Below are 25,102 nucleotides of genomic sequence, written 5' to 3' on the forward strand. Positions count from 1 at the left end.
TGGGGTTTCCTCCTAGGGCTGCTTATCTGGACACTGGCCTGTGGCAAAATACTGCTTTCCCGATTCTGACGTGCTCGCCCAATGCCCAGCGTTATCACCCCTGCCCAGCTTGACTGGGATGAAAACGGCCAGCCTGTGTCACAGGCCTTCGGCGACGTGTATTTTTCCAGCCAGGCGGCCATGGAAGAAACCCGCTATGTGTTCCTGGAGCAGAACCAGCTGGCGTCGCGCTTCAGTGCTTTGCCTTGCGGCCATGGCCTGGTGATTGGCGAAACAGGCTTTGGGACGGGCCTGAACTTCCTGGCCGCCTGGCAATTGTTCGCCACAACGGCCCCGCCCGGCACGCGGCTGCACTTCATCAGCACCGAAAAATACCCGCTCGCCCTGGCTGATCTTACCCGCGCGCTGGCCCTCTGGCCCTCCCTGGCATACTGGGCCGAGCAACTGTTGGCCGCCTACCGGGCTATCCATGCTGGGATGCAAAGGCTGGTGTTTGACGAGGGGCGCGTGACGCTCACCTTGTTGGTCGGTGACGCGCAAACTGAGCTGGCTCAGCTTGAGGGCTGCGTCCATGCCTGGTTCCTGGACGGTTTCGCCCCTGCCAAAAACCCGGACATGTGGACCGACGCGCTGTTTGCCGAGGTGGCCCGCCTGTCTGCCGAGGGCACCACCCTAGGTACATTCAGCGCGGCCGGGGCCGTACGCCGGGGCTTGAGAGCCGTAGGGTTCAAGATGAAACGGTTGCCTGGCCAAGGCAAGAAATGGGAAATCATGCGCGGCGAGTTCATCACGCCACCCGCGCCCCTGGGTGCGCCAACCCCTGCCCCTTCCAAGCCCTGGTTCGACTACCCGCCACCTGTGCCCGGTGAACGCAAGGCCCTGGTAATAGGCGCAGGGCTGGCCGGTTGTGCCACGGCCTTCAGCCTGGCCACCAGAGGCTGGAAGGTGACCCTACTGGAGCGCCATAGCGGCCTGGCCCAGGAGGCCTCGGGAAACCCTCAAGGGGTGCTGTATCTCAAGCTGTCGGCCCATGGCACAGCTCTGTCCCAGCTGATCGTGAGCGGTTTTGGCTATACCCGTCGCTTGCTTGAGCGGCTGCAACGGGGCACGGACTGGGACGGTTGCGGCGTGTTGCAGCTGGCTAGCACTGCAGCGGAGGGCCAGCGCCAGCACACTCTGGCCAATGCTTTTGCCCCTGGCCTGCTGCACCTGGTCACACCAGCACAGGCCAGCGAACTGGCCGGCGTGCCGTTGCCCAACGGCGGCGTGTATTTCCCTGAAGGTGGCTGGGTCCACCCCCCTGCCCTCTGCGCCTTAATGGCCGCTCACCCGAACATTGAGCTGGTGACACATCAACACGTGCTGCGCCTTGAACAGGTGGCGCAGGGCTGGCAGGTGTGGAACGCAAACGAACAGCTGGCCAGTGCCCCTGTGGTGGTGCTGGCTTGTGCGGAACAGGTACGGGCGTTCGAGCCTACCGCTGCCCTACCGCTCAAGGCGATTCGCGGCCAGATCACCCGCCTGCCGGCCACCGATACCAGCCAGGCCTTGAAGGCCGTAGTATGTGCCGAGGGCTACGTAGCCCCTGCACGGCTAGGCGAACACACCCTTGGGGCCAGCTTCGACTTCAACCGGCTGGACCGCGAGCCAAGCGTAGCCGAACACACGCATAACCTGGCCTTGCTCAACGCTATCTCGCCTGACCTGGCCGAGCGCCTGGCCCCGGCCAGTGCCGAACAGTTGCAAGGGCGCGTTGGCCTGCGCTGCACTAGCCCTGATTACCTGCCCGTTGTAGGGCCTGTGGCTGATCCTCAGGCGTTCGATGCTACCTATGCTCAACTTCGGCGTAACGCCCGGGCTGCCTGCGATGAACCCTGCCCATGGCTGCCCGGCCTTTACGTAAACAGTGGCCATGGCTCACGCGGCCTGATCACGGCGCCGTTCTCCGGTGAACTGATTGCCGCCTGGCTGGAGCGTGAACCCCTGCCGCTACCACGGCCGGTAGCCGACGCCTGCCACCCAAACCGGTTTGGGGTACGGGCGTTGTCCAAAGGCAACGCAAGCCCGCCAAAACGGGCCGGCCTGGACGGCCGCTGATTGTTACGCTTCAGATTCTACCGAAGCGGCCGATACCCTAAGGCGAAGTAGGGCTTTTTGATACCGAACGAGCACCTACTCAAAGGCCCATAGCGGAAGACACTGTATGATCCAGCCAATGCCCATGCCCACGAACGAGGCAGCGCGCTTGCAGCGTGTGGCAGACCTGTGCCTGCTTGAAGGCACTACGGATCCGGTGTTCGAACATATTGTTGAATTGGTGCAAGACTATTTCGACGCGCCCATCGCCCTGATCTCGATTCTTGAAGAACAGCGCCAGTGGTTCAAGGCCCGCCGTGGCCTGGGCGTGGCGGGCACACCTCGCGACATTTCCTTTTGTACCCACACCATTCTGTCCAAGGAACTGTTTGTGGTGCCCAACGCTTTGGTAGATGAGCGCTTCAAGGGCAACCCCCTGGTGACAGGCAACCCGGATATCCGCTTTTACGCAGGGGTACCGCTGACCACCCAGGACGGCTTGGGGCTGGGCAGCCTGTGCGTAATTGACACTGTGCCAAGGCCTCCCTTGACGCCCCGAGAGGAAAACGCTCTTCGCAACTTCGGCTCGCTGGTAATGCACCGTATCGACAGCCTGCGAGACCTGGCTTTTCGTGATCAACAGACCGGCCTGCTTAACCGCCTGCGGCTGGAGGAAGACATTGGCAGCCGCCGTGGCGAACAGCCCCACTCGCTGGTGGCTATCGACATGGTGTCACCGCAGATGCTCAATGACATCGTCAAAGCTTTGGGGTACCAGTTCTCCCAGGAGCTGATGGTCAGCATGCATGCTGAACTGGCCGTGCTGCTGCCTACCTCTACGCCGATCTACCGGATAAGCCAGACCCGCTTTGGCTTCTTCCTGGCGGGCCATCATACCCCGGAAAATGACGCGGTATTTAGCTGCATCGCCCAACGCTTCAAGCGCCCCCTGATGTGCAGCGGCATCCCCATACAGACCCAGATCGGTATTGGCGCGATCGAGCTGACCCAAGGCCAGGCCAGCCTGCCGGACTGGCTGCGTATGGTAGTCAGCGCCTCCGATGACGCCCGCACCAAAGGCACGGGCTGGGCGTGGTACGAGCCAGGGTTGGCACGCGCTCAGCAGCGCGCGTTCATGCTGTTGAGCGCGTTGGCCGATGCGCTTCAAGGGGTTGAGCAGTTACGCTTGGCCTATCAGCCCCGCTTCGATGCGCAAACGGGTGCCCTGCTATCGGTGGAGGCATTGCTACGCTGGGAGCACCCTTTCCTGGGTGCGGTAAGCCCCGCCGAGTTCATTCCCCTGGCCGAGCGCACGTCCATGATCCGGCCTCTAAGCCTGTGGGTGATTCGCCAGGCCGTGGTGCAGGCTGCACAGTGGCACCACCAAGGGCGAAGCCTGAAAATGTCGGTGAACGTGTCCGCCGAGGACCTGGACGGCGCGGCGTTCACAGACAGCCTGCTGGGCCTGCTGACCGACGCCGGCCTGCCTCCGCGCCTGCTGGAACTGGAATTTACCGAGAGCGCCTTGTGCCAGAGCCCGGAGCTGGTGCGCGAGCAACTGGAGCGATTGCGCGAAGTGGGGATCGACGTGGCCATCGACGACTTCGGTACCGGCTACAGCAATTGGACGTACCTGCGTCAATTACCGGCTACGGCGGTAAAGCTGGACCGGTCGCTGATCTGCAACATCAGCAATGACGAACGCAACCGCCGCCTGGTGGAAACCCTGATCGACCTGGGCCTGCGCCTGGGCTACCGCATTGTGGCGGAAGGCATCGAGTGCGCCGAAACACTGGAGGTGCTGCGCAAGGCCGGGTGCCATGAAGTACAGGGCTTCTTGCTGGCACGGCCTATGGAGCTAGAGGCGTTGGAGGTGTGGCGGGAAGGTGTGATTGGTATCGACTAACTGCAGGTTTTGCAGCAGGTCAGCATTCGCCCACTGCGTGGGCTCCCACAAGGTTCGCGTACGTGCACACACCCTGTGGGACTTGGCGCAGCCAGGGAACGAACTTCACCACGCCTAACCCTCACAGCCCGCCTGCATGACCAGCAAACAGGCTTGGTTGAGCGCGGCAAACGGAACGATCCCCCCCACCTACCCTCCAACACCCCAAGCCCCTGACAGCGCACCGCGACTGGCAGGGCCACCTGCGCTACTGGCTGACCATGCCGTGCGCGATTGGCTCGCCTGGCCCATTCAAAAGCTAGGTACAAGGCCCGCACGCCCCCAGTAGCGCCCAACCTTGATAAAGAAGGTTCAAGCTACATGTGTGGAATCGCAGGAGAGTTTCGGTTCGATCAGCAGCCCGCCGACCTGGGCGCTGTCGAACGCATTACCCACAGCCTCGCACCGCGGGGCCCGGACGCGTGGGGCTTCCATAGCCAGGGGCCGATTGCCTTCGGCCACCGCCGCCTGAAAATCATGGACCTGTCCGACTGCTCTGCGCAGCCAATGGTGGACGGCCAGCTAGGCCTAGCGCTGGCCTTCAATGGCGCCATCTACAACTACCCCGAATTGCGCAAGGAGCTGGAGGCCTTGGGCTACAGTTTCTATTCCGATGGCGACACCGAAGTACTGCTCAAGGGCTATCACGCGTGGGGCGAGGCCATGCTGCCCAAGCTCAACGGTATGTTCGCCTTTGCCGTGTGGGAACGGGATAACCAACGTCTGTTCATCGCCCGGGATCGCCTCGGCGTGAAACCGTTGTACCTGTCCCGCACCGGCCAACGCCTGCGCTTTGCCTCTACCCTGCCCGCCCTGCTCAAAGGCGGCGACATTGACCCCATGCTGGACCCCGTGGGCCTGAACCACTACCTGAACTTCCATGCGGTAGTGCCCGCGCCACGCACCATCCTGGCAAACGTGCAGAAGCTGCCAGCCGCCACTTGGCTGCGTATCGAAGCCGATGGCACCACCGAGGAAAAGGTCTGGTGGACGTTGCCCTATGGCCCTACCGGCGAAGAGCGCACGCTCGACCTCGAAGGTTGGGTGGACCGCGTATTGGATTCCACCCGCGAAGCCGTGGCTATTCGCCAGCGCGCCGCCGTAGACGTGGGCGTGCTGCTGTCCGGCGGCGTAGATTCCAGCCTGCTGGTGGGCCTGCTGCGTGAAGCCGGGGTCGACAACCTGCTCACCTTCTCCATCGGCTTCGACGACGCCGGCGGCGAACGCGGCAATGAATTCGAGTACTCGGACCTGATCGCCAAGCACTACGGCACCCAGCACCATCAGTTGCGCATCGCCGAGCACGAGATCATCGAGCAGTTGCCCGCAGCATTCCGGGCCATGAGCGAACCCATGGTAAGCCACGACTGTATTGCCTTCTACCTGTTGTCTCGGGAAGTGGCACGGCACTGCAAGGTGGTGCAAAGCGGCCAAGGGGCAGACGAGCTGTTTGCCGGCTATCATTGGTATCCCCAAGTGGACGGCGCCAGCGACCCGTACGCCGCCTATCGCGAGGCGTTCTTCGATCGCGACTATGCCGACTACGCTGACACTGTTCAGCCTAAATGGCGGCTGGACCACGATGCAGCAGGTGACTTCGTGCGCGAACATTTCGCCATGCCAGGTGCCAATGCCGCTGTAGACAAAGCGCTGCGCCTGGACAGCACGGTGATGCTGGTGGAAGACCCCGTCAAACGGGTGGACAACATGACCATGGCGTGGGGCCTGGAAGCGCGTACCCCCTTCCTGGACTACCGCTTGGTGGAGCTGTCGGCCCGTGTACCTGGCCAGTTCAAGCTGCCCAACGGCGGCAAGCACGTGCTCAAAGAAGCCGCACGCCGGGTGATCCCCAGCGAAGTGATCGACCGTAAGAAAGGCTATTTCCCTGTGCCTGGCCTCAAGCACCTGGAAGGCGCCACCTTGGGCTGGGTGCGCGACCTGTTGCTGGACAGCAGCCAGGACCGTGGCCTGTTCAATCCCGCACGCGTGGAGGCGTTGCTGGCCAACCCCACAGGCCAACTCACCCCGCTGCGAGGTTCCAAACTGTGGCAGCTGGCGGCATTGAACCTTTGGCTCAGTGAACAAGGAATCTGACGGATGAAAGCCCATTCACATTCGGTAAGCCAACGCCTGCAACGGGGCCAGCCCCCCTCCTACGAGCGGCTGCAGGCCATGTGCGCGGAGGATGGCTTGCCTATGGCCGGCACACCACGGCCCTTGCACTGTGGCTGGGGCCGGTTGCTGATGGGCCATACGTGGCCAACCCCCCAGGCCCTGGCAACCACATTGTTGGAGGAAAGCCCAGGGCAGCGAGACATTGCACTGTATGTGGCCGCGCCCCAGCAGGTGCTGGCCCAAGCACCGCAGCAGCTGTTCCTGGACCCGTCCGACACCCTTCGCCTCTGGTTCACTGACTACCGCCCAGCCCAGCGTGTTTTTCGTGGTTTCCGGATTCGCCGAGCCTGCACCGAGCAGGACTGGGAAGCCATCAACCATTTGTACCGCAAGCGCCGCATGCTACCTGTGGACCCCGCGCAACTGACACCACGCCACCAAGGTGGCCCGGTGTATTGGCTGGCCGAGGACGAGACAGACGGCAGCGTGATCGGGAGCGTGATGGGCTTGAACCATCGCAAGGCCTTCCACGACCCGGAGGGCGGCAGCAGCCTGTGGTGCCTGGCTGTGGACCCGCGCTGCACGCGCCCCGGCGTGGGTGAAGTATTGGTCCGCCATTTGGTGGAGCACTTCATGAGCCGGGGGCTGGCCTTCCTGGATCTGTCTGTGATGCACGACAACCGACTGGCCAAGAACCTTTACGCTAAGCTGGGCTTCCGTACCCTTCCCACCTTCGCTGTGAAGTGCAAGAACAGCATCAACCAGAAGCTGTTCCTGGGCCCCGGCCCGGCCGGTGACCTGAACCCCTATGCGCGGATCATCGTAGATGAGGCCTACCGCCGTGGCATTGAGGTGCAGGTGGATGACGCCGAGCATGGCCTGTTTACCCTCAGCCACGCCGGGCGCAAAATCCGCTGCCGCGAGTCGCTGTCCGACCTCACCAGTTCCATCAGTGTGATGCTGTGCCAGGACAAAAGCCTGACTCACAAGGTGCTGTCTGCAGCAGGGTTGTCCTTGCCCGCTCAGATGCTGGCAGGCAGTGCGGACGACAACCAGGACTTCCTCGAAGAACACGGCCGTGTGGTGGTCAAACCACTGGACGGCGAACAAGGCCTAGGCGTGGCGGTGGACCTGACTACCCTTGAAGACGTACAGGCGGCTATCGACGTTGCCCGCCAGTACGACAGCCAAGTGTTGCTAGAGAGCTTCCACGAAGGGGCCGACCTGCGCGTGGTAGTGATCGGGTTTGAGGTGGTTGCCGCCGCGATCCGGCGCCCGGCGCAGATCAAGGGTAATGGCCAGCACACGGTGCGGGAATTGATCGAAGCCCAGAGCCGTCGGCGCCAGGCGGCCACCGGTGGGGAAAGCCGTATTCCCCTGGACCGCGAAACCGAGCGCACCGTGCAGGCTGCAGGCTTTGAATACGAGAGCGTGTTGAAGGACGGCCACACCCTCGTGGTGCGCAAAGCCGCCAACCTGCACACGGGCGGTCACCTGGAAGACGTGACCGACACGCTTCACCCGGTACTGCGCAACGCGGCCATCACAGCGGCCCGCGCTTTGGACATTCCCGTGGTGGGCGTGGACCTGCTGGTGCCTGCCGCCGACCAGCCCGACTATGTGTTTATCGAAGCCAACGAGCGTGTGGGCCTGGCCAACCATGAGCCCCGCCCTACGGCGGAACGCTTCGTGGATTTGCTGTTCCCACATATACAACCCGCACGCTGACCCCCTGCCCGTTTTCAGCGGGCAGCAACAGGCCTGAGGGCGCTACCTGGCGCCCGCTGGTCCGCCTTACGTATCCCCGAGGAGCCTAACGATGTCGAACATCCCCGAGCCGGATATGGACTATCTGCGCAAGGTGCTGCTGGAAATGCTCGCCATTCCCAGCCCTACTGGTTTCACCGATACCATTGTGCGCTACGTGGCCGAGTGCCTTGAAAGCCTGGGTATCCCCTATGAACTCACTCGTCGCGGCACGCTGCGTGCCACCCTCAAAGGCAAACGCAGCTCCCCCGACCGCGCGGTGTCTTCGCACCTGGACACCATCGGCGCCATTGTGCGCGTGATTCAAGACAATGGCCGCCTGGGCCTCGCGCCTGTAGGGTGCTGGTCCAGCCGGTTTGCCGAAGGCAGCCGCGTAAGCGTGTTCACCGATAGCGGTATTGTGCGCGGCAGCGTGCTGCCACTGATGGCCTCCGGGCATGCGTACAATACGGCCATCGACGAAATGCCGGTGACCTGGGACCATGTGGAACTACGCCTGGACGCCTATTCCTCCACACGCGCAGACGCCGAAACCCTTGGCGTGAATGTAGGCGACTTCGTTGCTTTCGACCCCTTGCCCGAATTCACGGAAAGCGGGCACATCAGCGCTCGCCACCTGGACGACAAAGCCGGTGTGGCAGCGGTACTGGCCGCGCTGAAGGCCATCGTGGACAGCGGTGCCGAACCCCTGATCGACTGCCACCCTATCTTTACCATTACCGAAGAAACCGGCTCGGGCGCTGCGGGGGCCTTGCCTTGGGACGTGAGTGAATTCGTGGGTGTGGACATTGCCCCGGTAGCCCCAGGGCAGCAGTCCAGCGAGCACGCCGTGAGCGTGGCCATGCAGGACTCCAGTGGCCCCTATGACTATCACCTGTCCCGGCACCTGTTGAAGTTGGGCGCAGAGCATGACCTGCCCATGCGCCGGGACCTGTTCCGCTACTACTACAGCGACGCGCATTCTGCTGTGAATGCAGGCAATGACGTGCGCGCGGCCTTGCTTGCCTTCGGGTGCGATGCCACCCATGGTTACGAGCGTACCCACATTGACAGCCTAGGCGCGCTGAGCCGGTTGCTGACCGCCTACATGCTCAGCCCGCCTGTGTTTGCCAGTGACGCCGACCCGGCCAACGCTTCGTTGAGCAAGTTCAGCAAACAGATCGAGCACGAAGCCCATATGGAAAGTGACACCCGTGTACCTGCAGTGGACGAACTGATCGGCAAGTAACCCTTCAACGCGCCCGGCAGTGCGGTAAGCTGGGCGCCACTTCATTTTTAGTGGTGTAACATTGTGCTGATTCCCTATGACCAACTGGCACCCGACACCCTGAACCGGCTTATCGAAGACTTCGTAACCCGGGACGGTACTGACAATGGCGACGAAACACCCCTTGACACCCGCGTTCTCCGTGTACGCCATGCATTGGCCAAGCAGCAGGCCTTCATTCTGTTCGACATGGAGAGCCAGCAGTGTCAGTTACTGGCCAAGCACGACGTTCCAAAGGAACTGCTAGAGGGTTGACGCCATGGCCCCCCAATTCCTTGCCCTGGCGTTCCCGTAGCAAGCGGCGGTAGATTTCCTCCCGGTGTACCTCCACCTCCCGAGGGGCGTCTACCCCAAGCCTTACCTGGCTTCCACTCACTGAAAGCACCTTGAGGCGAATACTGTCGCCGATGATGATCTCCTCACCGACTACGCGGGTCAGTACAAGCATGGTCTGCATCCTTTGCTGGGTGGAGTACCGAGCCTGCCTTGGAATGCACAGAGGTTCAACGCCGAACAGGATTTAAAGGCCATGCAAGGTAAAAATTGGACACTTTCCTACAACCTCTCGGGCAAATGCTGCGCTCATCGGCATTCAGTGTGCCGCTAGCTGGAAAACCGAGGGCCGAACAACACCACGGTAGCGCCAACCAGGCACAACGCTACACCTGCCCAATCTGTCAGCAAAGGCTTGCCGCGCTCTACCAAGGCTAACCAGGCCAAAGAGGCTGCGATGTAGATCCCCCCATAAGTGGCATAGGCACGGCCTGCATAGGCGGCTTCCACTTTGGTCAGCAGCAAGGCGAAACACACTAGGCTAAGCAGGCCTCCAACGGCCCAGAGCGGCCCTTTGCCCAAGCGCAGCCACAGGTAAAAGCCATAGCAGCCGATGATTTCAAACAACGCTGCCAGGGCGAACCATAGGTAATTGAGCACAACACCCCCTCCAGATACATTTGCACCCAACATACGCCACTGGCTGGCTGCCACAAGCCTGTAGAACGCCAGCACACTGAATGCCGGGACATGTTTCACAGTATTTCAAACTTTTTGCGCACTCCATGAGTCACAGGTACAAGCGGACGGCCTACACGCTCCGCCTTTAACCGCGGCAGGCGCCGCACAGGGATCAACAAAAAAGGAATCCGCCATGGGCACCATACTTATCATCGTCTTGATCTTGCTGCTGATCGGTGGTCTACCTGTCTTCCCCCACTCACGCAGCTGGGGCTATGGCCCGTCCGGTATCATCGGTACCGTGTTGGTCATTCTGCTGATTCTGGTATTGCTCGGGAAAATATGACGCCCCTGGCGTAGCCTGACAAGCAAAGCCCCGAGCGGTCTACAGACCCTCGGGGCTTTGTTTTGATCAGGTGTTCAGAAGGTAGTGCGCAGCCCTACCTGAACACTTCGTCCCTGGGCCGGTGCCAGGTCTCGAAGGATGGAACTGGCATAGCGGACAGTCTGGTTGGTAAGGTTCTCGCCGCTGACAAAGGCCAGCCATTGGCTGTCCCCTACGTCAAACCCGTACCCCACGCTTGCGCCCAGCGTGGTATAGCCGTTTGTTCCGGCCTCATTACGGGGTACACGGCGCTGCGCACTGGCATGTTCCACATCCACGCGTGCCTGCCAGGCATTGCGGTTCCACAGCAGGCCTGTGCGCAGGCGCAGGGGCGCGATGCGTGGCAGAGGCTCGCCCGTGTCCAGGTTCTTGGCACGGGTGTAGTCGGCCGAAGACTCCAGCGCGAAGCTGCCATAGGGCGTATCCCCCAACCGCCAATGGTCTTGGGCCTCCACACCGGCAAACCGCGCCCGCACCCCTGAGTAGGTGTATTCCGGAATGCCTGATACATCCTCCTCGCCCTCCTCATCCAAGGTACGGCCCGTGCCGAGCAGGCCGATGTAGTTGGAAAAGTGGGTATAGAACACGCCGATACTGCCTTTATGCACCCGGTTGTCGAAGCGCAAGGCCAGGTCGCTGGCCACGGCTTTTTCTTTTCCAAGGTCGGCATCACCTCGTTCATAGGTGCCCGTGGCCACATGAGCGCCATTGGCATACAGCTCATAGAACGTGGGGGCGCGCTCTGTGTAGCTAAGGGTGGCAGCGACAGCCCACACCGGCGTAAGGGTGTACACGGCGCCTGAGGACACACTGCCTGCCGTGAAACTGTTATCCGTGACACCTTCAAACCGGTCATTGCCGCCAGCCTCCGGGGCCAGGGTGGTATGTTCCAGTCGCCCGCCCAAGGAGGCCTTCAAGCGGTCCGTCACTTGCCACTCTTCCAGTACGAACAGCGCAGCAGTGTCTGTATCGGTCTGCGGCACAAAGGCTTCCTCGCCTAGGGCCGAAAATTCGCTACGCGACACCTGTGCCCCGATCACGCCATTCACCGGCCCTAACGGCTTGTGCCGGGCCTCGATTCTGGCTTCATACCCCTTGTTCTTGAACAAGGTCCCCGTTTCGCCGTCCTCGATCTCGCGGTGTTCATAGTCGGTGTAGCCTGCATCCAGCTTGACCAAGGTGAAGGGGCCTTCGAGGTTGCGAACCTCTGAAGCGAAGCCATAGTGTTCCTGCTGCATGCGCAGGCGAACAGCCTGTTCGGCCGGTGAACCGTAGTTGCTGTCGTAATTGCTGTAGGACACGCCCGCGTAGCCATTATCCCACGTGTAAGCACCGCCTACGGCGCCACCGTCCTGGCGGCCATCACTGTTTCCCAGCCGGTGCTTGCGATCGTCCTCAGGTTCAAGCGCGCGCTGGTCGGCGGTACGGGCGTAGCCCGGAATGCGCAGGTCATTGAAGGTCCGGCTGTTAGCGTCCAGGTGCAGGGCGAAGGTGCCGTTGCCGGCCTCCAGCTTGCCAGCGCTGCTGCGGGTGGTGTCCGCGCCTCCATAGCGCAGTTCCCCTGCCCCATGGATGCCTTCGATAGCCTCAGTGGGAATGCGGTTGTCGAACGTATTGACCACACCACCAATAGCGCTGCCCCCGTACAGCAGGGCAGCAGGCCCGCGGACCACTTCAATGCGGTCTACATTGACAGGGTCCAAGGGTACGGCATGGTCGTAGGACAGCGACGAGGCATCCAGCGCCCCGATACCATTGCGCAACAGGCGAATCCGGTCGCCGTCCAAGCCTCGAATGATAGGCCTGCTGGCACCAGGGCCGAAGTACGACGACGCCACACTGGGTTCGTGGGCCAGGGTTTCTCCCAGGCTGCCTTTTTGAGCAAACGTGAGTTCATCACCGTTGAGCACGGTGCTAGGTGTGGCGGATTGTTCACTGCCTAGTGGGTTGGCTGTCACAACGACCGGTTGCAGGGCGACTGTGTCGGCCGCCTGGGCCATAGGCGCCGACAGTGCAGCCGCTAGCGCCGACAGCGGCCACAGGGTATTCCTTGATTGCATCAACATTGCCACATTCCTGAAGGGCGTAAACCTCACAGCGTGTCGACCCGCTGTGGGGTTTACCGAAAGACACCTTTACCGCCAGGCCTGACGGAAATGTTATCTTATAACACTTCTTTCACATGACAAGGGTTTCATACAGTAAAACGCCACCGGCACAGGCCGATGGCGTTTGGGTGCTGCTTTATGCTGAATACCTTAGTGAGCGACGGCCCCACTGGCGCCCAGGCCAGTTTGCGACCTTACAAATTGCGGGTAGAACAAGGCACGCTCCTCGTCAGCGGCTTTGGATTTGTCCGTGACCGAGAAGAACCAGATACCTACAAACGCCACTGTGATAGAGAACAGGGCTGGGTATTCGTAAGGGTAGATCGGCGTAGCATGGCCCAGAATCTGCACCCAGATGGTCGGGCCTAGGATCATCAGCCCTACTGCTGTAACCAGCCCCAGCCACCCACCGATCATGGCGCCGCGCGTGGTGAGCTTTTTCCAGTACATGGAAAGCAGCAGCACCGGGAAGTTACAGCTGGCGGCAATGGAGAAGGCCAGGCCTACCATGAAGGCGATGTTCTGTTTCTCGAACAAAATGCCTAGCCCGATCGCCAGCACACCCAACGCGATGGTGGTGATCTTCGATACGCGGATCTCATCCTTCTCGTTGGCATGGCCCTTCTTGATCACAGACGCATACAGGTCGTGGGATACCGCCGAAGCGCCAGCCAGGGTAAGCCCTGCGACCACCGCCAGAATGGTGGCAAAGGCCACTGCCGAAATGAAGCCCAAGAACACACTGCCGCCTACCGCATTGGCCAGGTGAACTGCTGCCATGTTGTTACCACCCAGCAGGCCACCCGCAGCGTCCTTGAAGTCTGGGTTGGTGCTCACCAGCAGGATCGCGCCGAACCCAATGATGAAGGTGAGAATGTAGAAGTAGCCGATGAAGCCTGTGGCATAGAGCACGCTTTTGCGGGCTTCCTTGGCGTCGCTTACGGTGAAGAAGCGCATCAGGATATGCGGGAGGCCAGCGGTGCCGAACATCAGCGCCAGGCCCAGGGAGAATGCGGAGATCGGGTCTTTCACCAGGCCGCCGGGGCTCATGATGGCCGCCCCTTTGGGGTGTACCTTGATGGCCTCGGAGAACAAAGCATTGAAGTCGAAGTTCACGTGCTTCATCACCATCAGTGCCATGAAGCTGGCCCCAGACAGCAGCAGCACGGCTTTGATAATCTGCACCCAGGTGGTGGCCAGCATGCCGCCAAACAGCACGTAAAGGCACATGAGAATACCCACTAGCACCACCGCTACGGTGTAGTCCAACCCGAACAGTAACTGGATAAGCTTGCCCGCACCCACCATCTGGGCAATCAGGTAGAAGGCCACTACCACCAATGAACCGCAGGCCGACAGGGTACGGATTTCCTTCTGCTTCAAGCGGTAGGAGGCCACGTCCGCAAACGTGTATTTGCCCAGGTTGCGCAGCCGCTCGGCAATCAGAAACAGAATGATCGGCCAGCCCACCAGGAAGCCGATGGAATAGATCAGACCGTCGTACCCTGAGGTGAATACCAGCGCCGAGATACCCAGGAAGGAGGCTGCCGACATGTAGTCCCCGGCGATGGCCAGGCCGTTTTGGAAGCCCGTGATGCGCCCGCCCGCGGCATAGTAGTCTGCCGCAGACCGGTTACGTTTGGAGGCCCAATAAGTAATGCACAGCGTGGCACCCACAAACACCACAAACATGGCAATGGCGGCCACGTTCAGGGGTTGTTTCTGCACGGCGCCGGTCAGGGCGTCGGCAGCCATGGCGCAGGGGGCCAATACACTGGCGGCTAGTGCTACAAGAAGGCGGCTCATGCTTGCACCTCCTTGAGTAGCGCGCGGTTCATGTCATCGAACTCGCCATTGGCGCGGCGCACGTAGATGGCGGTCAGCACAAAGGCCGACAGAATCAGGCCTACCCCTATGGGAATGCCCCACGTGATGGAAGAGCCTGGGCTGACAGGCGTACCCAGCACCTGAGGGCCATAAGCGATCAACAAAATAAAGGCGGCGTACAAGCCCAGCATGATTGCCGAGAGCAGCCAGGCAAAACGCTCGCGCCTGGCCACCAGCTCCTTGAAACGCGGGTTGTTCTGTATTGCGAGATAGATGCTGTCGTTCATTGTTTTTGTCTCCGCAGCACGGTTTAGTGGAACCTTGGCCACTGTATGCCTGGTGCGGAAGAACGATAGACGACCTTAGTCTTAAATGATGGGACCGTTCGCGGGCTTCGCCCACTCCTACAGCCTGTGTAGGCATGGGCGAAGCCCGCGAACAGCGGCTGAAACGTTATTTACCCGTCCACTCCGCTACGCGATCTGCATGGGCCGCGACCCATTCTTTGGCAACGGCATCGGGCTTCTTGCCGTTCTGGATCGCGAGCATCACGTCACCGATTTCGTTGGCATCTTTCCAGGAAAACTTCTTCAGGAAGGCTGCTACCTCAGGCGCCTTGGTGTCCAGCTGCTTGCTGCCCACGCTGTCCACATGCTCGGCTGCGCCATACACCCCTTTAGGGTCGTCCAAGAAACGCAGCTTCCACTTGGCGAACATCCAGTGGGGCACCCAGCCGGTCACAGCAATGGATTGCTGTTTGTCATAGGCACGCCCCAGTTCAGAGGTCATGGCCGCCCCAGAGCTGGCCTGCAGCTTGTAGCCGTCCAGGCCATAGTCCTTGATGGCTTGGTCAGTCTTGAGCATGACGCCAGAGCCTGCGTCGATCCCTACAATCTTCTTGTTGAAGCTGTCGTCGGTTTTCAGGTCCGCTACCGTCTTGGCCTTCACATACTCCGGCACGATCAAGCCGATCTTGGCGTCGTTGAAGTTGGGACCGTAGTCGACCACCTTGTCCTTGTTCTTCTCCCAGTACTCGCCATGGGTGACCGGGAGCCAGGCGGACATCATCAAGTCCAGTTTGCCCGTGGCGATTCCTTGCCACATGATGCCGGTGGCCACGGGCATCAGCTTCACGTCGTAGCCCAGCTTCTGCTTGATGACCTCGGCCGCCACAAAGGTAGTAGCCACGCTGTCGGACCAGCCATCCACATAGCCGATACTCAATTCAGTCTTGGCGCTTGCAACACCTGCCCCCATCGCCAGTACCAATGCCGCCCCCGCTCCCCACAGTGTTCGCGCTTTCATGTTCGCTCCCGATCTTGATGTTGGCGTGGTGCACCGCCAGGCCTGCGTGCCCGCTGATGATGCCTGGGTCACTGCACCCGCGGCCGGCAGGTCGCCGGACAGGCTGATGATCGGCTTGTGCTTGTCCGCAGCCGGTTCTGGGTACGACCTGCAGCAGGTGATCAGCGACACGTCCTCACTCACCTACCCACACTACGCCCATCTTCGCCCGTTACTTGCATGGCCATGCAGGCTGTTACGTGCTCAAGAACCGGTTAAGATCGGCGCCTCCTTCTGCCGCCCGGCCTTGTCATGCGCACAACCCTTCCCCGTTCATGGCTGCTCTGGTGTGCCTCCAGCGTTCTGGCGGCCTGTGCGTTGCTGGCTTTCTGGTTTCACCTGGGTCGGCCTGTGCCGTTGCCTGACGCCACTGCGCCCGGCACGCGCCTGCAGTGCGCCTCCTATTCGCCTTTCGGGAAGGACCAGTCCCCGTTCGACCAGCCCATGGCCCTTCGGCCGGCCCAGCTGGACGAGGACCTGGCCCTGTTAAGCACCCGGTTCGCCTGCCTGCGCACCTACTCGATGACCGGCCTTGAAGGGCTGCCATTGCTCGCACGCAAACACGGCCTGAAGCTGATGCTGGGGGCCTGGGTGAACAGCAACCCGGCCGATACCCAAAAAGAAGTGGATGCCTTAGTCAAAGCCGCCAATGCCTACCCGGACGTGGTAACAGCGGTGATCGTGGGCAATGAGGTGCTCCTGCGCAAGGAAGCGACAGGCGAGCGCATGGCTGCCCTGATACGCGAGGTCAAAAGCCAGGTACGCCAGCCCGTCACCTATGCCGATGTGTGGGAGTACTGGGCGCGCTACCCCCAAGTAGCGCCCGAAGTGGACTTTCTGATGGTGCACCTGCTGCCCTATTGGGAAGACGTACCCTATGGCGTGGACACGGCCCTTACCCATGTACAAGCGATCCACGACGATTTCGCCCGCCGCTTTGCACCCAAGCCCATCATGGTGGGAGAAACCGGCTGGCCCAGCGAAGGCCGGCGCCGCGAAACCGCCGAGCCCAGCCCCGTCAATCAAGCCCGCTTCGTACGCGATTTCGTGCACCTGGCCGATCGCCTGGGCTGGCAATACAACCTGATCGAAGCCATTGACCAGCCTTGGAAGCGCAACAACGAGGGCGCGGTGGGAGGCTACTGGGGCATGCTGGATGCGGACCGGCAGGACAAAGGCGTGCTGTATGGCCCGGTGAGCAATGTGCCCCACTGGCCCCTATGGCTGTGTATCTCCTGCGCTGTAATGCTTGCCACCCTGGCAGTGGCTGGCCGGCCACGTTCGGCCAGGGCCGCGCTGGCCCTGCCCTGGCTGGGGGCTATTGCGGGGGCGTGCCTGGCCGGCTGGGCACGGCAAGCCGGTGTAGGTGCACGCTACCCAGGCGAATGGCTATGGGCGGGTGGGCTTGGGCTAGTGAGTGTGGCGCTGCTCGCCGACACGGCGCTGCGTTCAGGGCACGCCACAGGCTGGCGCACCAAGGCCATGCACCTGGCCACCCGCTACCGCAACACACTGGGGTTGCTTGCCGGCTATGCCACTGCCGTGGAAGCCGTGTGGATGGTGTTCGACCCTCGCTACCGCAGCTTTGCCACCGCCGGCCTGCTGGTGCCGGCCCTGGTACTGCTGTGGCGGCCCGCCGCCCTGGTCCCTCATGCTGCACGCTTGCTGGCTGGCATCTGTGCCGTGAGTGTTCCAGCTCAGTTGATCCGGGAAGGCTGGCAAAACCCTTACGCTTTTGGCTGGGCCGTTGTCGTCGCAATGATGGCCTGGTCACTCAGGCCGGGCGCTGGAAGGCTTCACCGCCCTTAACCCTGCCGCCACAACCACGGCGCCGGCCAGGGACGTGGTGTACAGCACCAACCCAGGTATCGCCAGCGCAACGCCCAGCATGGCCAGGTACCGCCCAGGCGGCCCAGTGAGCAACCAGGCCGCTACGGTGGCTGCCAGGCCTAGCAGGGGCAATACGTTCCAATGGATCATCTGCCCCATGCCGGCCCGTGCCTGGCAAGCCAACTGCTGGGGGTCCGAAGCACAGGCACCTACCCACGCCGTATGCTCCATCAGCCCGTAACGTACGGCATAGGCCGTGGCGACCCAGCCCCCGAGGGCCAGCAAAACAAGCCCTATACGTACGCGGTAATGCATCGGTTTCCTTCCTGTTCAAAGGGCCTGGATAGAGGGTGTACCACGGCTTGCACAAAAGCGCCCGGATACTCTACATGCCGGGGGTGAAATGGGTGTATCGTCTCGCACCACGTACGGCGTTTGCCGGGTGATAAAAACATTTTCAGGGGGTTGGCAACTAGCCATCATGGCAGTTGTCTAGTCAGCATCTCGTCGTCAGGAAACATCACATGCTTCGATTTATACGCCTCGCTGCCTTGATAGGCGGTCTTGTCATGAGTGCGTTTTCGCTGGCCAAGGACGTCGATCCTGCCAGCTACGGCTTTCCGCTGACTAACCCGTTCGAGGCCACTATTGCCTCTACGCCGCCGGATCTGCGCCCCAAACTGCCTCTTGACGACGATATCGACCAGGCTGACTACACCCTGAACATTCGCCCGGAGCGCGAATTCATCCTGCCGGACAACTTCTGGCCGGTGAAAAAGCTTCGCTACCGCCTGGCCGAGCAGGATCACGCAGCACCGTTGATCTTCCTGATTGCCGGGACCGGCGCTCGCTACGACAGCTCGCTCAATGAGTTCCTGAAAAAGCTGTTCTGGCAGGCCGGCTACCATGTGGTGCAACTGTCGTCGCCGACCAGCTATGACTTTATCAGCGCTGCTTCGCGCTTTGCCACGCCAGGCATCAGCAGCGAAGACGCTGAAGACCTGTACCGTGTCATGCAGGGTGTGCGCGCCCAGCACCCCAAGCTTCAGGTCACCGACTACTATCTCACCGGTTACAGCTTGGGTGGCCTGGATGCCGCGTTCGTCAGCAAGCTAGACGAAACCCGCCGCAGCTTCAACTTCAAGAAAGTGTTGCTGCTCAACCCGCCGGTGAACCTCTACACCTCCATCAACAACCTGGACAAGCTGACCCAGACCGAAGTAAAGGGTATCAACAACAGCACCACGTTCTATGAGCTGGTGCTGAAAAAGCTGACCCGTTACTTCCAGCAAAAAGGCTATATCGACCTTAACGAAGCCTTGCTGTATGACTTCCAGCAATCCCGCCAGCACCTCTCCAATGAGCAGATGGCGATGCTGATCGGCGTGTCCTTCCGCTTCTCGGCAGCGGACATTGCCTTCACCTCGGACCTGATCAACCGCCGTGGCCTGATCATTCCCCCCAAATATCCGATCCGCGAAGGCACCAGCCTCACCGACTTCATGCGCCGCTCCATGCAGTGTGACTTCGACTGCTACATGACCGAGCAAGTCATCCCTATGTGGCGTGCCCGTACCGACGGCGGCAGCGTGTTGCAATTGATCGACCAGGTGAGCCTGTACGGCCTGAAGGACTACCTGCAAAGCAGCAGCAAGATCGCGGTCATGCACAACGCCGATGATGTGATCCTGGGCCCTGGGGACATCGGTTTCCTGCGCAAGACCTTCGGTGACCGGCTCACGCTCTACCCCCTAGGCGGGCACTGCGGCAACCTCAATTACCATGTAAACAGCGACGCTATCCTGGAGTTCTTCCGTGGTTAAACAAGCCCTGCTCATTGCCGCGCTACTGTGCGCAGGCGTCGCCCAGGCCGACGACGGCCGGGCCCAGACAGACCCGGATGGTTTCAAGGAGCCGCTCAAGCAACTCACGTTCAACCCCGGCCTGGACCAGCGCGAGTTCGAACGCTCCACCCTCAGTGCGCTAAATGTGTACGACCCGCTGGAATCGTGGAACCGCCGTGTGTACCACTTCAACTACCGGTTCGATGAATGGGTATTCCTGCCCGTGGTACGCGGCTACCGCTACATCACCCCTGGCTTCGTGCGCACAGGGGTAAGCAACTTCTTCAATAACCTGGGCGACATCAGCAACCTGATGAACTCCCTGCTGCAGCTCAAAGGCAAGCGTTCCCTGGACATCACTGGTCGCCTGCTGATGAACACCACCTTAGGCGTTGCAGGGCTATGGGACCCGGCTACTTACTTCGGCTTGCCTCGCCAGACCGAAGACTTCGGCCAGACCTTGGGCCACTATGGCGTGCCGGAAGGCCCCTATGTAGTGTTGCCAATCTTCGGCCCGTCCAACCTGCGTGACACCACAGGCCTGTTGACCGACTTTGCTGCCGAGTCCCAAGTCAACTTCCTGAACGTGTCCGAAGAAAGCGGTCGCCATCCAGAAATCCTGTTGCTACGCGCCGTGGACCGTCGCTACACCACCAGCTTCCGCTATGGGCAGCTGAATTCACCGTTCGAGTACGAGAAAGTGCGCTACGTCTACACCGAAGCGCGCAAGCTCCAAGTGAGCGAATAACGAATTCGCGGGCTGGCACCGGAAAGCCGGCGCCAGCCCGCGACACTCATTCAAAATCGAAAACCTCGATCATTTCCCTCCAAATAACTCACCCATCTATCACGCCTGCCGGCATACCATGGCCCCATTCTGATCTGGAGCCCATACCATGCCCACCCTTCGCAAGGTTCTAAGTACCCACGTTGGCCAGCCCACCTCGGACGGTGCCGGTGTGCGCTTGATTCGCGTATTCGGCGGCCCTGGTATCGAACGGTTCGACCCCTTCCTGATGCTGGACGAGTTCGGTTCGGTGAACCCGGACGACTACATCGCCGGCTTTCCTCCACACCCTCACCGCGGCTTTGAAACCGTGACGTACATGCTCGAAGGCCGCATGCGCCATGAGGACCACATGGGCAATGTGGGCCTGCTGGGCAGCGGTGGCGTTCAGTGGATGACCGCTGCTCGCGGTGTGATTCACAGTGAGATGCCTGAACAGGAAGAAGGCGAGATGCGTGGCTTTCAGCTGTGGCTGAACCTGCCCGCCAAGGCCAAGCTGGGTGAGGCGTCTTACCGGGATATTCCTCCGGCCGATATTCCACGCCTGCAGACGGCCCAGGGGGTAACGGTGGTGGTCATCGCGGGTGAATTCGATGACGGGCAAGTGCAACAGGCCGGTGTGGTTCAACGCCCGGACACAGAGCCCCTGTACTTGGACCTGCACTTGCCTGCAGGGGCGTCAGTGAGCCCCAGCGTACCGGAAGGCCATCGCCCCTTGCTGTATGTCTATGAAGGTAGCGTCACCGTCAGCGGGCACGCCGACGGCATCGGGGCGGGCCAATTGGTAAGGCTGTCTGAACAAGGCGCGCTATCGCTCACCAGCACAGCCGGTTGCCGTGTGTTGCTGATTGCAGGTAAACCCCTGAACGAGCCGATCGTGCAGTACGGCCCGTTCGTGATGAATACCCGTGAAGAGATCGAGCAGGCCATGCGTGATTTCCACGCCAACCGGCTGACGGCCTGACAGCGCTTAGCGCTTGGTGCGTTTGGGGTAGATCCGAGAAGCCCCCTCCGGGCGAGACTTGAACCGGCGGTGGGCCCACAGGTACTGGGCCGGGCATTCACGGATAGCCTGTTCAACCCACTGGTTGATACGCAGGCAGTCCTCTTCAACGGTATCGGCTGGAAACGCCACCAACGGCGGATGCACCACCAACCGATAACCGCTGCCATCGGCCAGGCGCACTTGAGTAAACGGAATGACACGGGCCTTGCCCAACCGGGCGAAGGTACTGGTAGCCGTCACGGTGGCTGCGGGAATGCCGAACAGCGGTACGAACACGCTTTGCTTGGTGCCGTAGTCCTGGTCCGGCGCATACCAGATGGCCCTCCCCTTGCGCAGCAGCTTCATCATGCCACGCACGTCCTCGCGCTCCACGGCTAGCGCATCCAGGTTATGCCGCTCGCGGCCACGGCGCTGCACGTAATCGAATACGGGGTTGGCGTGTTCCCGGTACATGCCGTCGATCGTATGGTGCTGGCCCAACAATGCAGCGCCAATCTCCAGGGTGGTGAAGTGGGCAGCCATCAAGATGGCGCCCTCTCCTTCGGCTTGGGCCTGGCGAAGGTGTTCAAGCCCCTCGATATGGGCCAGGCGAGCCAGCCGTGCCTTGGGCCACCACCAACTCATGGCCATCTCGAAAAAGGCGATGCCAGTGGACTGAAAGTTTTCCTTCAGTAACTGCTGGCGCTGACCTTTGGAGAGTTCAGGAAAGCATAGTTTCAGGTTAAGCGCCGCGATCTGGCGCCTATCGGTGGCGAAAATACTCATCACCCACCCCAAGGCACTACCTAGGCGCAACAGCAGAGCATAGGGCAGTTGCACGGTCAGCCACAGCAGCCCAAGGCCTAGCCATAGCGGCCAGAAACGGGGGTGCAGAAAGGCTCGGCGAAAGTGCGGTCGTTGCATGAAGAAATCCGGGCAAAGGCAAAGCTGCGCATTCTACATGGGTTGCGCATGGCTTGCGGCTGGCAAGCGTTCTCGCTATAAGTCACGGCACTTTTCGCGACAAGGCGACATTTGCCGACCATGAGCCAAACCGAACCTCAGCAGCCTGACGCCGTGTTCCAACTGAAGGGCAGCATGCTGGCCATCACCGTGCTGGAGCTGGCTCGCAATGACCTTGAAGGCCTTGACCGCCAATTGGCCGTCAAGGTGGCCCAGGCACCTAACTTCTTCAGCAACACGCCACTGGTACTGGCGCTCGACAAGTTGCCTGCCAATGGTGGCCCTATCGACCTGCCGGGCTTGATGCGGGTATGCCGCCACCACGGCCTGCGCACGCTGGCCATCCGCGCTGCACGCATTGAGGACATTGCCGCCGCGATCGCTATCGACTTGCCGGTGCTGCCGCCTTCCAATGCCCGTGAGCGGCCGGTGGAGTTGGCAGAAGAACGCAAACCGATTGTGGAAGCGCCACCGCCTGTAGTGGAAGCGCCACCCAAACCTGTTACGCAGCCCACTCGGGTGATTACAACACCCGTGCGGGGCGGCCAGCAGATTTATGCCCAGGGTTGCGACCTGGTTATCATTTCATCGGTAAGTTCGGGTGCGGAACTTCTCGCCGACGGCAACATCCATGTCTACGGGCCGATGCGGGGCCGGGCATTGGCAGGTGTAAAAGGCGATACCCGGGCGCGTATCTTCTGTCAGCAACTGGGGGCAGAGCTGGTGTCAATCGCAGGCCAGTACAAGGTGGCCGAGGACCTGCGGCGCGAGCCACTCTGGGGGAACCCTGTGCAGATCAGCCTCAGTGGCGATGTGTTGAACATCACCCGCCTTTAACGGATACTTGCCGCCATTTTATGCGCAGTTGTCTGCATGGCGGCGCAGTTACGTAGTACGTACATCCATAAGTACTCGATCTTCATCTTCACGTTTTCAAGGACTCAACGTCCTTTTTTCATTAGGGGTGATACACCTTGGCCAAGATTCTCGTGGTTACTTCCGGCAAGGGTGGTGTGGGCAAGACCACCACCAGCGCTGCCATTGGCACCGGCCTGGCATTGCGCGGCCACAAAACCGTTATCGTCGACTTCGACGTCGGCCTGCGTAACCTGGACCTGATCATGGGCTGCGAGCGGCGCGTGGTGTACGACTTCGTGAACGTTGTGAATAACGAGGCCACGCTCAAGCAGGCCCTGATCAAGGACAAGCGCCTTGAGAACCTGTATGTGTTGGCCGCCAGCCAGACCCGTGACAAGGACGCCCTCACCCAGGACGGCGTAGAAAAGGTATTGAACGAGCTCAAGGAAGAGTTCGAGTACGTGATCTGTGATTCGCCGGCAGGTATCGAGAAAGGCGCCAGCCTGGCCATGTACTTCGCAGACGAAGCCATCGTGGTCACCAACCCGGAAGTGTCCTCGGTGCGGGACTCGGACCGCATGCTGGGCCTGCTGGCCAGCAAGTCGCGCCGCGCCGAGAAAGGCGAAGACGCTATCAAGGAACACCTGCTGCTGACCCGTTACAACCCGGAGCGCGTCAGCAAGGGTGAAATGCTGGGCGTCGAAGACGTTGAGGAAATCCTTGCCATCCGGCTGCTGGGCGTGATCCCGGAATCCCAAGCCGTGCTCAAGGCGTCCAACCAGGGCGTGCCGGTAATCCTGGACGAGCAGAGCGATGCCGGCCAGGCCTACAGTGACGCCGTGGACCGCCTGCTGGGCAAAACCGTCGAACATCGGTTCCTGGACGTGAAGAAAAAAGGCTGGATTCAACGCATCTTCGGAGGTCGTGAATGAATATTTTCGACTTCTTTCGAGACCGTAAAAAGGCGAGCACCGCCTCGGTCGCGAAGGAGCGTCTACAGATCATCGTGGCGCACGAGCGCGGTCAGCGGGCGACTCCAGACTACCTTCCTGCCTTGCAGAAAGAGCTGGTCGAAGTGATTCGCAAATATGTCAGTATCGACAGCGATGACGTACAGGTTGCCCTGGAGAACCAAGGCAGCTGTTCGATCCTCGAACTCAACATCACCCTGCCCGACCGTTAAGCCGGGTTTGCTACAGGCGCGGCGACCCATGGGTCGCCGCGTGTGTTTTCAGAGACCAGTGCAATGCCCCTGTCCAACATCCGCATCCTGCACCAGGACCCTACCTTCCTGGTGATCGACAAGCCCACCCTGCTACTGTCCGTGCCCGGCCGGGCGGATGACAACAAGGATTGCCTGATCACCCGGCTGCAGGAAAACGGTTACCCGGAGGCGCTGATCGTTCATCGGCTGGACTGGGAAACCTCGGGGATCATCCTGTTAGCGCGCGACCCCCACAGCCACCGTGAACTGTCCCGTCAGTTCCATGACCGGGAAACCGAAAAGGCCTATACCGCCCTGTGCTGGGGCCAGCCTGAACTGGACAGCGGCAGTATCGACCTGCCCCTGCGCTACGACCCGCCCACCAAGCCACGGCATGTGGTGGACCACGAACAGGGCAAGCACGCGCTGACCTTCTGGAAAGTGCTGGAGCGCCATGGCCAGTGGTGCCGCGTGGAGCTCACGCCAGTCACGGGGCGGTCGCATCAGCTGCGTGTGCACATGCTAAGCATTGGCCACCCGCTGTTGGGTGACAGGTTGTATGCTGAAGGTGCTGCATTGGACGCCGCACCACGGCTGTGCCTGCATGCCTCGATGTTGGCCTTCAGTCATCCGGCTACCGGCGAGCGCCTACGCTTCCAATGCCCGGCGCCGTTTTAACGGCTGCCTACGGTCCCTATTCGCGGGCTTCGCCCACTCCTACAAAAATCCAGCCGTACCCCTGTGGGACCGGGCGTAGCCGCAGGCGTAGACCGGGAAGGCTGCTTACAGGCCCTATTCGCGGGCTGCGCCCACTCCTACAAAAATCCAGACGTGCCCCTGTGG

The 25,102-nt window shown here is 61.1% G+C and carries 22 protein-coding genes and 1 pseudogene; 15 read left to right on the plus strand and 8 right to left on the minus strand.

The window, feature by feature from the left end:
• Positions 1-81 precede the first annotated feature (81 nt).
• The 6 genes from mnmC (at position 82) to ACSAMW_RS08090 (ending at position 9,425) form a co-directional block, all read left to right on the plus strand.
• A complete protein-coding gene (gene mnmC, locus ACSAMW_RS08065) occupies positions 82-2,097 on the plus strand; it encodes a bifunctional tRNA (5-methylaminomethyl-2-thiouridine)(34)-methyltransferase MnmC2/FAD-dependent 5-carboxymethylaminomethyl-2-thiouridine(34) oxidoreductase MnmC1 (RefSeq protein WP_500593467.1) in 2,016 nt (671 codons plus the stop codon).
• Positions 2,098-2,215: 118 nt separating this feature from the next.
• A complete protein-coding gene (locus tag ACSAMW_RS08070) occupies positions 2,216-3,982 on the plus strand; it encodes a sensor domain-containing phosphodiesterase (RefSeq protein WP_500593468.1) in 1,767 nt (588 codons plus the stop codon).
• 360 nt (positions 3,983-4,342) lie between these two features.
• Entirely contained in the window at positions 4,343-6,115 is a 1,773-nt protein-coding gene (locus tag ACSAMW_RS08075; protein WP_500593469.1) for an N-acetylglutaminylglutamine amidotransferase, read from the plus strand.
• Positions 6,116-6,118: 3 nt separating this feature from the next.
• Entirely contained in the window at positions 6,119-7,864 is a 1,746-nt protein-coding gene (gene ngg / locus ACSAMW_RS08080; RefSeq protein WP_500593470.1) for an N-acetylglutaminylglutamine synthetase, read from the plus strand.
• Between the two features lie 91 nt (positions 7,865-7,955).
• A complete protein-coding gene (locus ACSAMW_RS08085) occupies positions 7,956-9,131 on the plus strand; it encodes an osmoprotectant NAGGN system M42 family peptidase (RefSeq protein WP_500593471.1) in 1,176 nt (391 codons plus the stop codon).
• Positions 9,132-9,194: 63 nt separating this feature from the next.
• A complete protein-coding gene (locus ACSAMW_RS08090; RefSeq protein WP_168084755.1) occupies positions 9,195-9,425 on the plus strand; it encodes a YheU family protein in 231 nt (76 codons plus the stop codon).
• A 28-nt stretch (positions 9,426-9,453) separates the two neighbouring features.
• On the opposite strand, the pseudogene csrA reads toward ACSAMW_RS08090, so the two are convergent.
• Both csrA and ACSAMW_RS08100 read right to left on the minus strand, forming a co-directional pair.
• Positions 9,454-9,618 (minus strand): annotated as a pseudogene (csrA, locus tag ACSAMW_RS08095) (carbon storage regulator CsrA); the annotation flags it as partial.
• Positions 9,619-9,773: 155 nt separating this feature from the next.
• Positions 9,774-10,103: a YnfA family protein gene (locus ACSAMW_RS08100; protein WP_500593472.1), complete on the minus strand. Its 330-nt coding sequence runs from the start codon at positions 10,101-10,103 to the stop codon at positions 9,774-9,776.
• A 214-nt stretch (positions 10,104-10,317) separates the two neighbouring features.
• On the opposite strand from ACSAMW_RS08100, the gene ACSAMW_RS08105 reads away from it, so the two are divergent.
• Positions 10,318-10,470, plus strand: coding sequence for a DUF3309 family protein (locus ACSAMW_RS08105; RefSeq protein WP_163007607.1), 153 nt, complete (start codon positions 10,318-10,320; stop codon positions 10,468-10,470).
• A gap of 74 nt (positions 10,471-10,544) precedes the next feature.
• Here the strand turns inward: ACSAMW_RS08105 and ACSAMW_RS08110 are convergent, their stop codons facing one another.
• From ACSAMW_RS08110 to ACSAMW_RS08125, 4 genes are all read right to left on the minus strand, one after another.
• Positions 10,545-12,569 carry a TonB-dependent receptor gene (locus ACSAMW_RS08110; protein ID WP_500594000.1) on the minus strand — a complete coding sequence of 675 codons (2,025 nt, stop codon included), beginning with the start codon at positions 12,567-12,569 and terminating at the stop codon, positions 10,545-10,547.
• Positions 12,570-12,767: 198 nt separating this feature from the next.
• Positions 12,768-14,423, minus strand: a complete 1,656-nt coding sequence (locus tag ACSAMW_RS08115; protein ID WP_168084759.1) for a cation acetate symporter — start codon at positions 14,421-14,423, stop codon at positions 12,768-12,770.
• On the minus strand, positions 14,420-14,731 hold the full coding sequence (locus ACSAMW_RS08120; protein ID WP_168084761.1) for a DUF485 domain-containing protein: 312 nt from the start codon (positions 14,729-14,731) through the stop codon (positions 14,420-14,422). The genes ACSAMW_RS08115 and ACSAMW_RS08120 overlap by 4 nt, the downstream gene beginning before the upstream one ends.
• Positions 14,732-14,897: 166 nt before the next feature.
• Complete coding sequence (locus tag ACSAMW_RS08125) at positions 14,898-15,749, minus strand: glycine betaine ABC transporter substrate-binding protein (RefSeq protein ID WP_500593473.1); 852 nt, start codon at positions 15,747-15,749, stop codon at positions 14,898-14,900.
• 291 nt (positions 15,750-16,040) lie between these two features.
• Between ACSAMW_RS08125 and ACSAMW_RS08130 the strand changes: the two genes are divergently transcribed.
• Entirely contained in the window at positions 16,041-17,597 is a 1,557-nt protein-coding gene (locus ACSAMW_RS08130; protein WP_500593474.1) for a glycoside hydrolase family 17 protein, read from the plus strand.
• Here the strand turns inward: ACSAMW_RS08130 and ACSAMW_RS08135 are convergent.
• A complete protein-coding gene (locus ACSAMW_RS08135; RefSeq protein WP_500593475.1) occupies positions 17,559-17,933 on the minus strand; it encodes a hypothetical protein in 375 nt (124 codons plus the stop codon). The genes ACSAMW_RS08130 and ACSAMW_RS08135 overlap by 39 nt on opposite strands.
• A 209-nt stretch (positions 17,934-18,142) precedes the next feature.
• Between ACSAMW_RS08135 and ACSAMW_RS08140 the strand changes: the two genes are divergently transcribed.
• From ACSAMW_RS08140 to ACSAMW_RS08150, 3 genes are all read left to right on the plus strand, one after another.
• Positions 18,143-19,441 carry an alpha/beta fold hydrolase family protein gene (locus tag ACSAMW_RS08140; RefSeq protein ID WP_168084767.1) on the plus strand — a complete coding sequence of 433 codons (1,299 nt, stop codon included), beginning with the start codon at positions 18,143-18,145 and terminating at the stop codon, positions 19,439-19,441.
• The gene (locus tag ACSAMW_RS08145) at positions 19,434-20,210 is read left to right on the plus strand and encodes an MlaA family lipoprotein (RefSeq protein WP_500593476.1); all 777 of its coding nucleotides are present in this window, start codon (positions 19,434-19,436) and stop codon (positions 20,208-20,210) included. The genes ACSAMW_RS08140 and ACSAMW_RS08145 overlap by 8 nt, the downstream gene beginning before the upstream one ends.
• 148 nt (positions 20,211-20,358) lie before the next feature.
• Positions 20,359-21,213, plus strand: a complete 855-nt coding sequence (locus tag ACSAMW_RS08150) for a pirin family protein (RefSeq protein ID WP_500593477.1) — start codon at positions 20,359-20,361, stop codon at positions 21,211-21,213.
• A gap of 6 nt (positions 21,214-21,219) precedes the next feature.
• Here ACSAMW_RS08150 and ACSAMW_RS08155 read toward each other — a convergent pair whose 3' ends face one another.
• Positions 21,220-22,158, minus strand: coding sequence for a lipid A biosynthesis lauroyl acyltransferase (locus ACSAMW_RS08155; RefSeq protein ID WP_500593478.1), 939 nt, complete (start codon positions 22,156-22,158; stop codon positions 21,220-21,222).
• A gap of 120 nt (positions 22,159-22,278) precedes the next feature.
• On the opposite strand from ACSAMW_RS08155, the gene minC reads away from it, so the two are divergent.
• The 4 genes from minC (at position 22,279) to ACSAMW_RS08175 (ending at position 24,937) form a co-directional block, all read left to right on the plus strand.
• The gene (minC, locus tag ACSAMW_RS08160) at positions 22,279-23,034 is read left to right on the plus strand and encodes a septum site-determining protein MinC (RefSeq protein WP_500593479.1); all 756 of its coding nucleotides are present in this window, start codon (positions 22,279-22,281) and stop codon (positions 23,032-23,034) included.
• A gap of 137 nt (positions 23,035-23,171) precedes the next feature.
• Complete coding sequence (gene minD, locus ACSAMW_RS08165) at positions 23,172-23,987, plus strand: septum site-determining protein MinD (RefSeq protein ID WP_500593480.1); 816 nt, start codon at positions 23,172-23,174, stop codon at positions 23,985-23,987.
• Positions 23,984-24,238, plus strand: a complete 255-nt coding sequence (minE, locus tag ACSAMW_RS08170; RefSeq protein WP_168084773.1) for a cell division topological specificity factor MinE — start codon at positions 23,984-23,986, stop codon at positions 24,236-24,238. Before minD ends, minE begins: the two co-directional genes overlap by 4 nt.
• A 63-nt stretch (positions 24,239-24,301) precedes the next feature.
• On the plus strand, positions 24,302-24,937 hold the full coding sequence (locus ACSAMW_RS08175; RefSeq protein WP_500593481.1) for an RluA family pseudouridine synthase: 636 nt from the start codon (positions 24,302-24,304) through the stop codon (positions 24,935-24,937).
• Positions 24,938-25,102: the final 165 nt, after the last annotated feature.

It is taken from the genome of Pseudomonas sp. AB39(2026), from assembly GCF_059831485.1.

What these genes read in the sequence shown, in the direction of transcription:
- mnmC (WP_500593467.1), top strand. Translation starts at nt 82, where the DNA reads ATGCCCAGCGTTATCACCCCTGCCCAGCTTGACTGGGATGAAAACGGC.
- ACSAMW_RS08085 (WP_500593471.1), top strand. Translation starts at nt 7,956, where the DNA reads ATGTCGAACATCCCCGAGCCGGATATGGACTATCTGCGCAAGGTGCTG.
- ACSAMW_RS08105 (WP_163007607.1), top strand. Translation starts at nt 10,318, where the DNA reads ATGGGCACCATACTTATCATCGTCTTGATCTTGCTGCTGATCGGTGGT.
- ACSAMW_RS08135 (WP_500593475.1), bottom strand. Translation starts at nt 17,933, where the DNA reads ATGCATTACCGCGTACGTATAGGGCTTGTTTTGCTGGCCCTCGGGGGC.
- ACSAMW_RS08115 (WP_168084759.1), bottom strand. Translation starts at nt 14,423, where the DNA reads ATGAGCCGCCTTCTTGTAGCACTAGCCGCCAGTGTATTGGCCCCCTGC.
- ACSAMW_RS08130 (WP_500593474.1), top strand. Translation starts at nt 16,041, where the DNA reads ATGCGCACAACCCTTCCCCGTTCATGGCTGCTCTGGTGTGCCTCCAGC.
- minC (WP_500593479.1), top strand. Translation starts at nt 22,279, where the DNA reads ATGAGCCAAACCGAACCTCAGCAGCCTGACGCCGTGTTCCAACTGAAG.
- minE (WP_168084773.1), top strand. Translation starts at nt 23,984, where the DNA reads ATGAATATTTTCGACTTCTTTCGAGACCGTAAAAAGGCGAGCACCGCC.
- ACSAMW_RS08125 (WP_500593473.1), bottom strand. Translation starts at nt 15,749, where the DNA reads ATGAAAGCGCGAACACTGTGGGGAGCGGGGGCGGCATTGGTACTGGCG.
- ACSAMW_RS08070 (WP_500593468.1), top strand. Translation starts at nt 2,216, where the DNA reads ATGCCCATGCCCACGAACGAGGCAGCGCGCTTGCAGCGTGTGGCAGAC.
- ACSAMW_RS08150 (WP_500593477.1), top strand. Translation starts at nt 20,359, where the DNA reads ATGCCCACCCTTCGCAAGGTTCTAAGTACCCACGTTGGCCAGCCCACC.
- ACSAMW_RS08155 (WP_500593478.1), bottom strand. Translation starts at nt 22,158, where the DNA reads ATGCAACGACCGCACTTTCGCCGAGCCTTTCTGCACCCCCGTTTCTGG.
- ACSAMW_RS08175 (WP_500593481.1), top strand. Translation starts at nt 24,302, where the DNA reads ATGCCCCTGTCCAACATCCGCATCCTGCACCAGGACCCTACCTTCCTG.
- ACSAMW_RS08120 (WP_168084761.1), bottom strand. Translation starts at nt 14,731, where the DNA reads ATGAACGACAGCATCTATCTCGCAATACAGAACAACCCGCGTTTCAAG.
- ngg (WP_500593470.1), top strand. Translation starts at nt 6,119, where the DNA reads ATGAAAGCCCATTCACATTCGGTAAGCCAACGCCTGCAACGGGGCCAG.
- ACSAMW_RS08140 (WP_168084767.1), top strand. Translation starts at nt 18,143, where the DNA reads ATGCTTCGATTTATACGCCTCGCTGCCTTGATAGGCGGTCTTGTCATG.
- ACSAMW_RS08075 (WP_500593469.1), top strand. Translation starts at nt 4,343, where the DNA reads ATGTGTGGAATCGCAGGAGAGTTTCGGTTCGATCAGCAGCCCGCCGAC.
- ACSAMW_RS08110 (WP_500594000.1), bottom strand. Translation starts at nt 12,569, where the DNA reads ATGCAATCAAGGAATACCCTGTGGCCGCTGTCGGCGCTAGCGGCTGCA.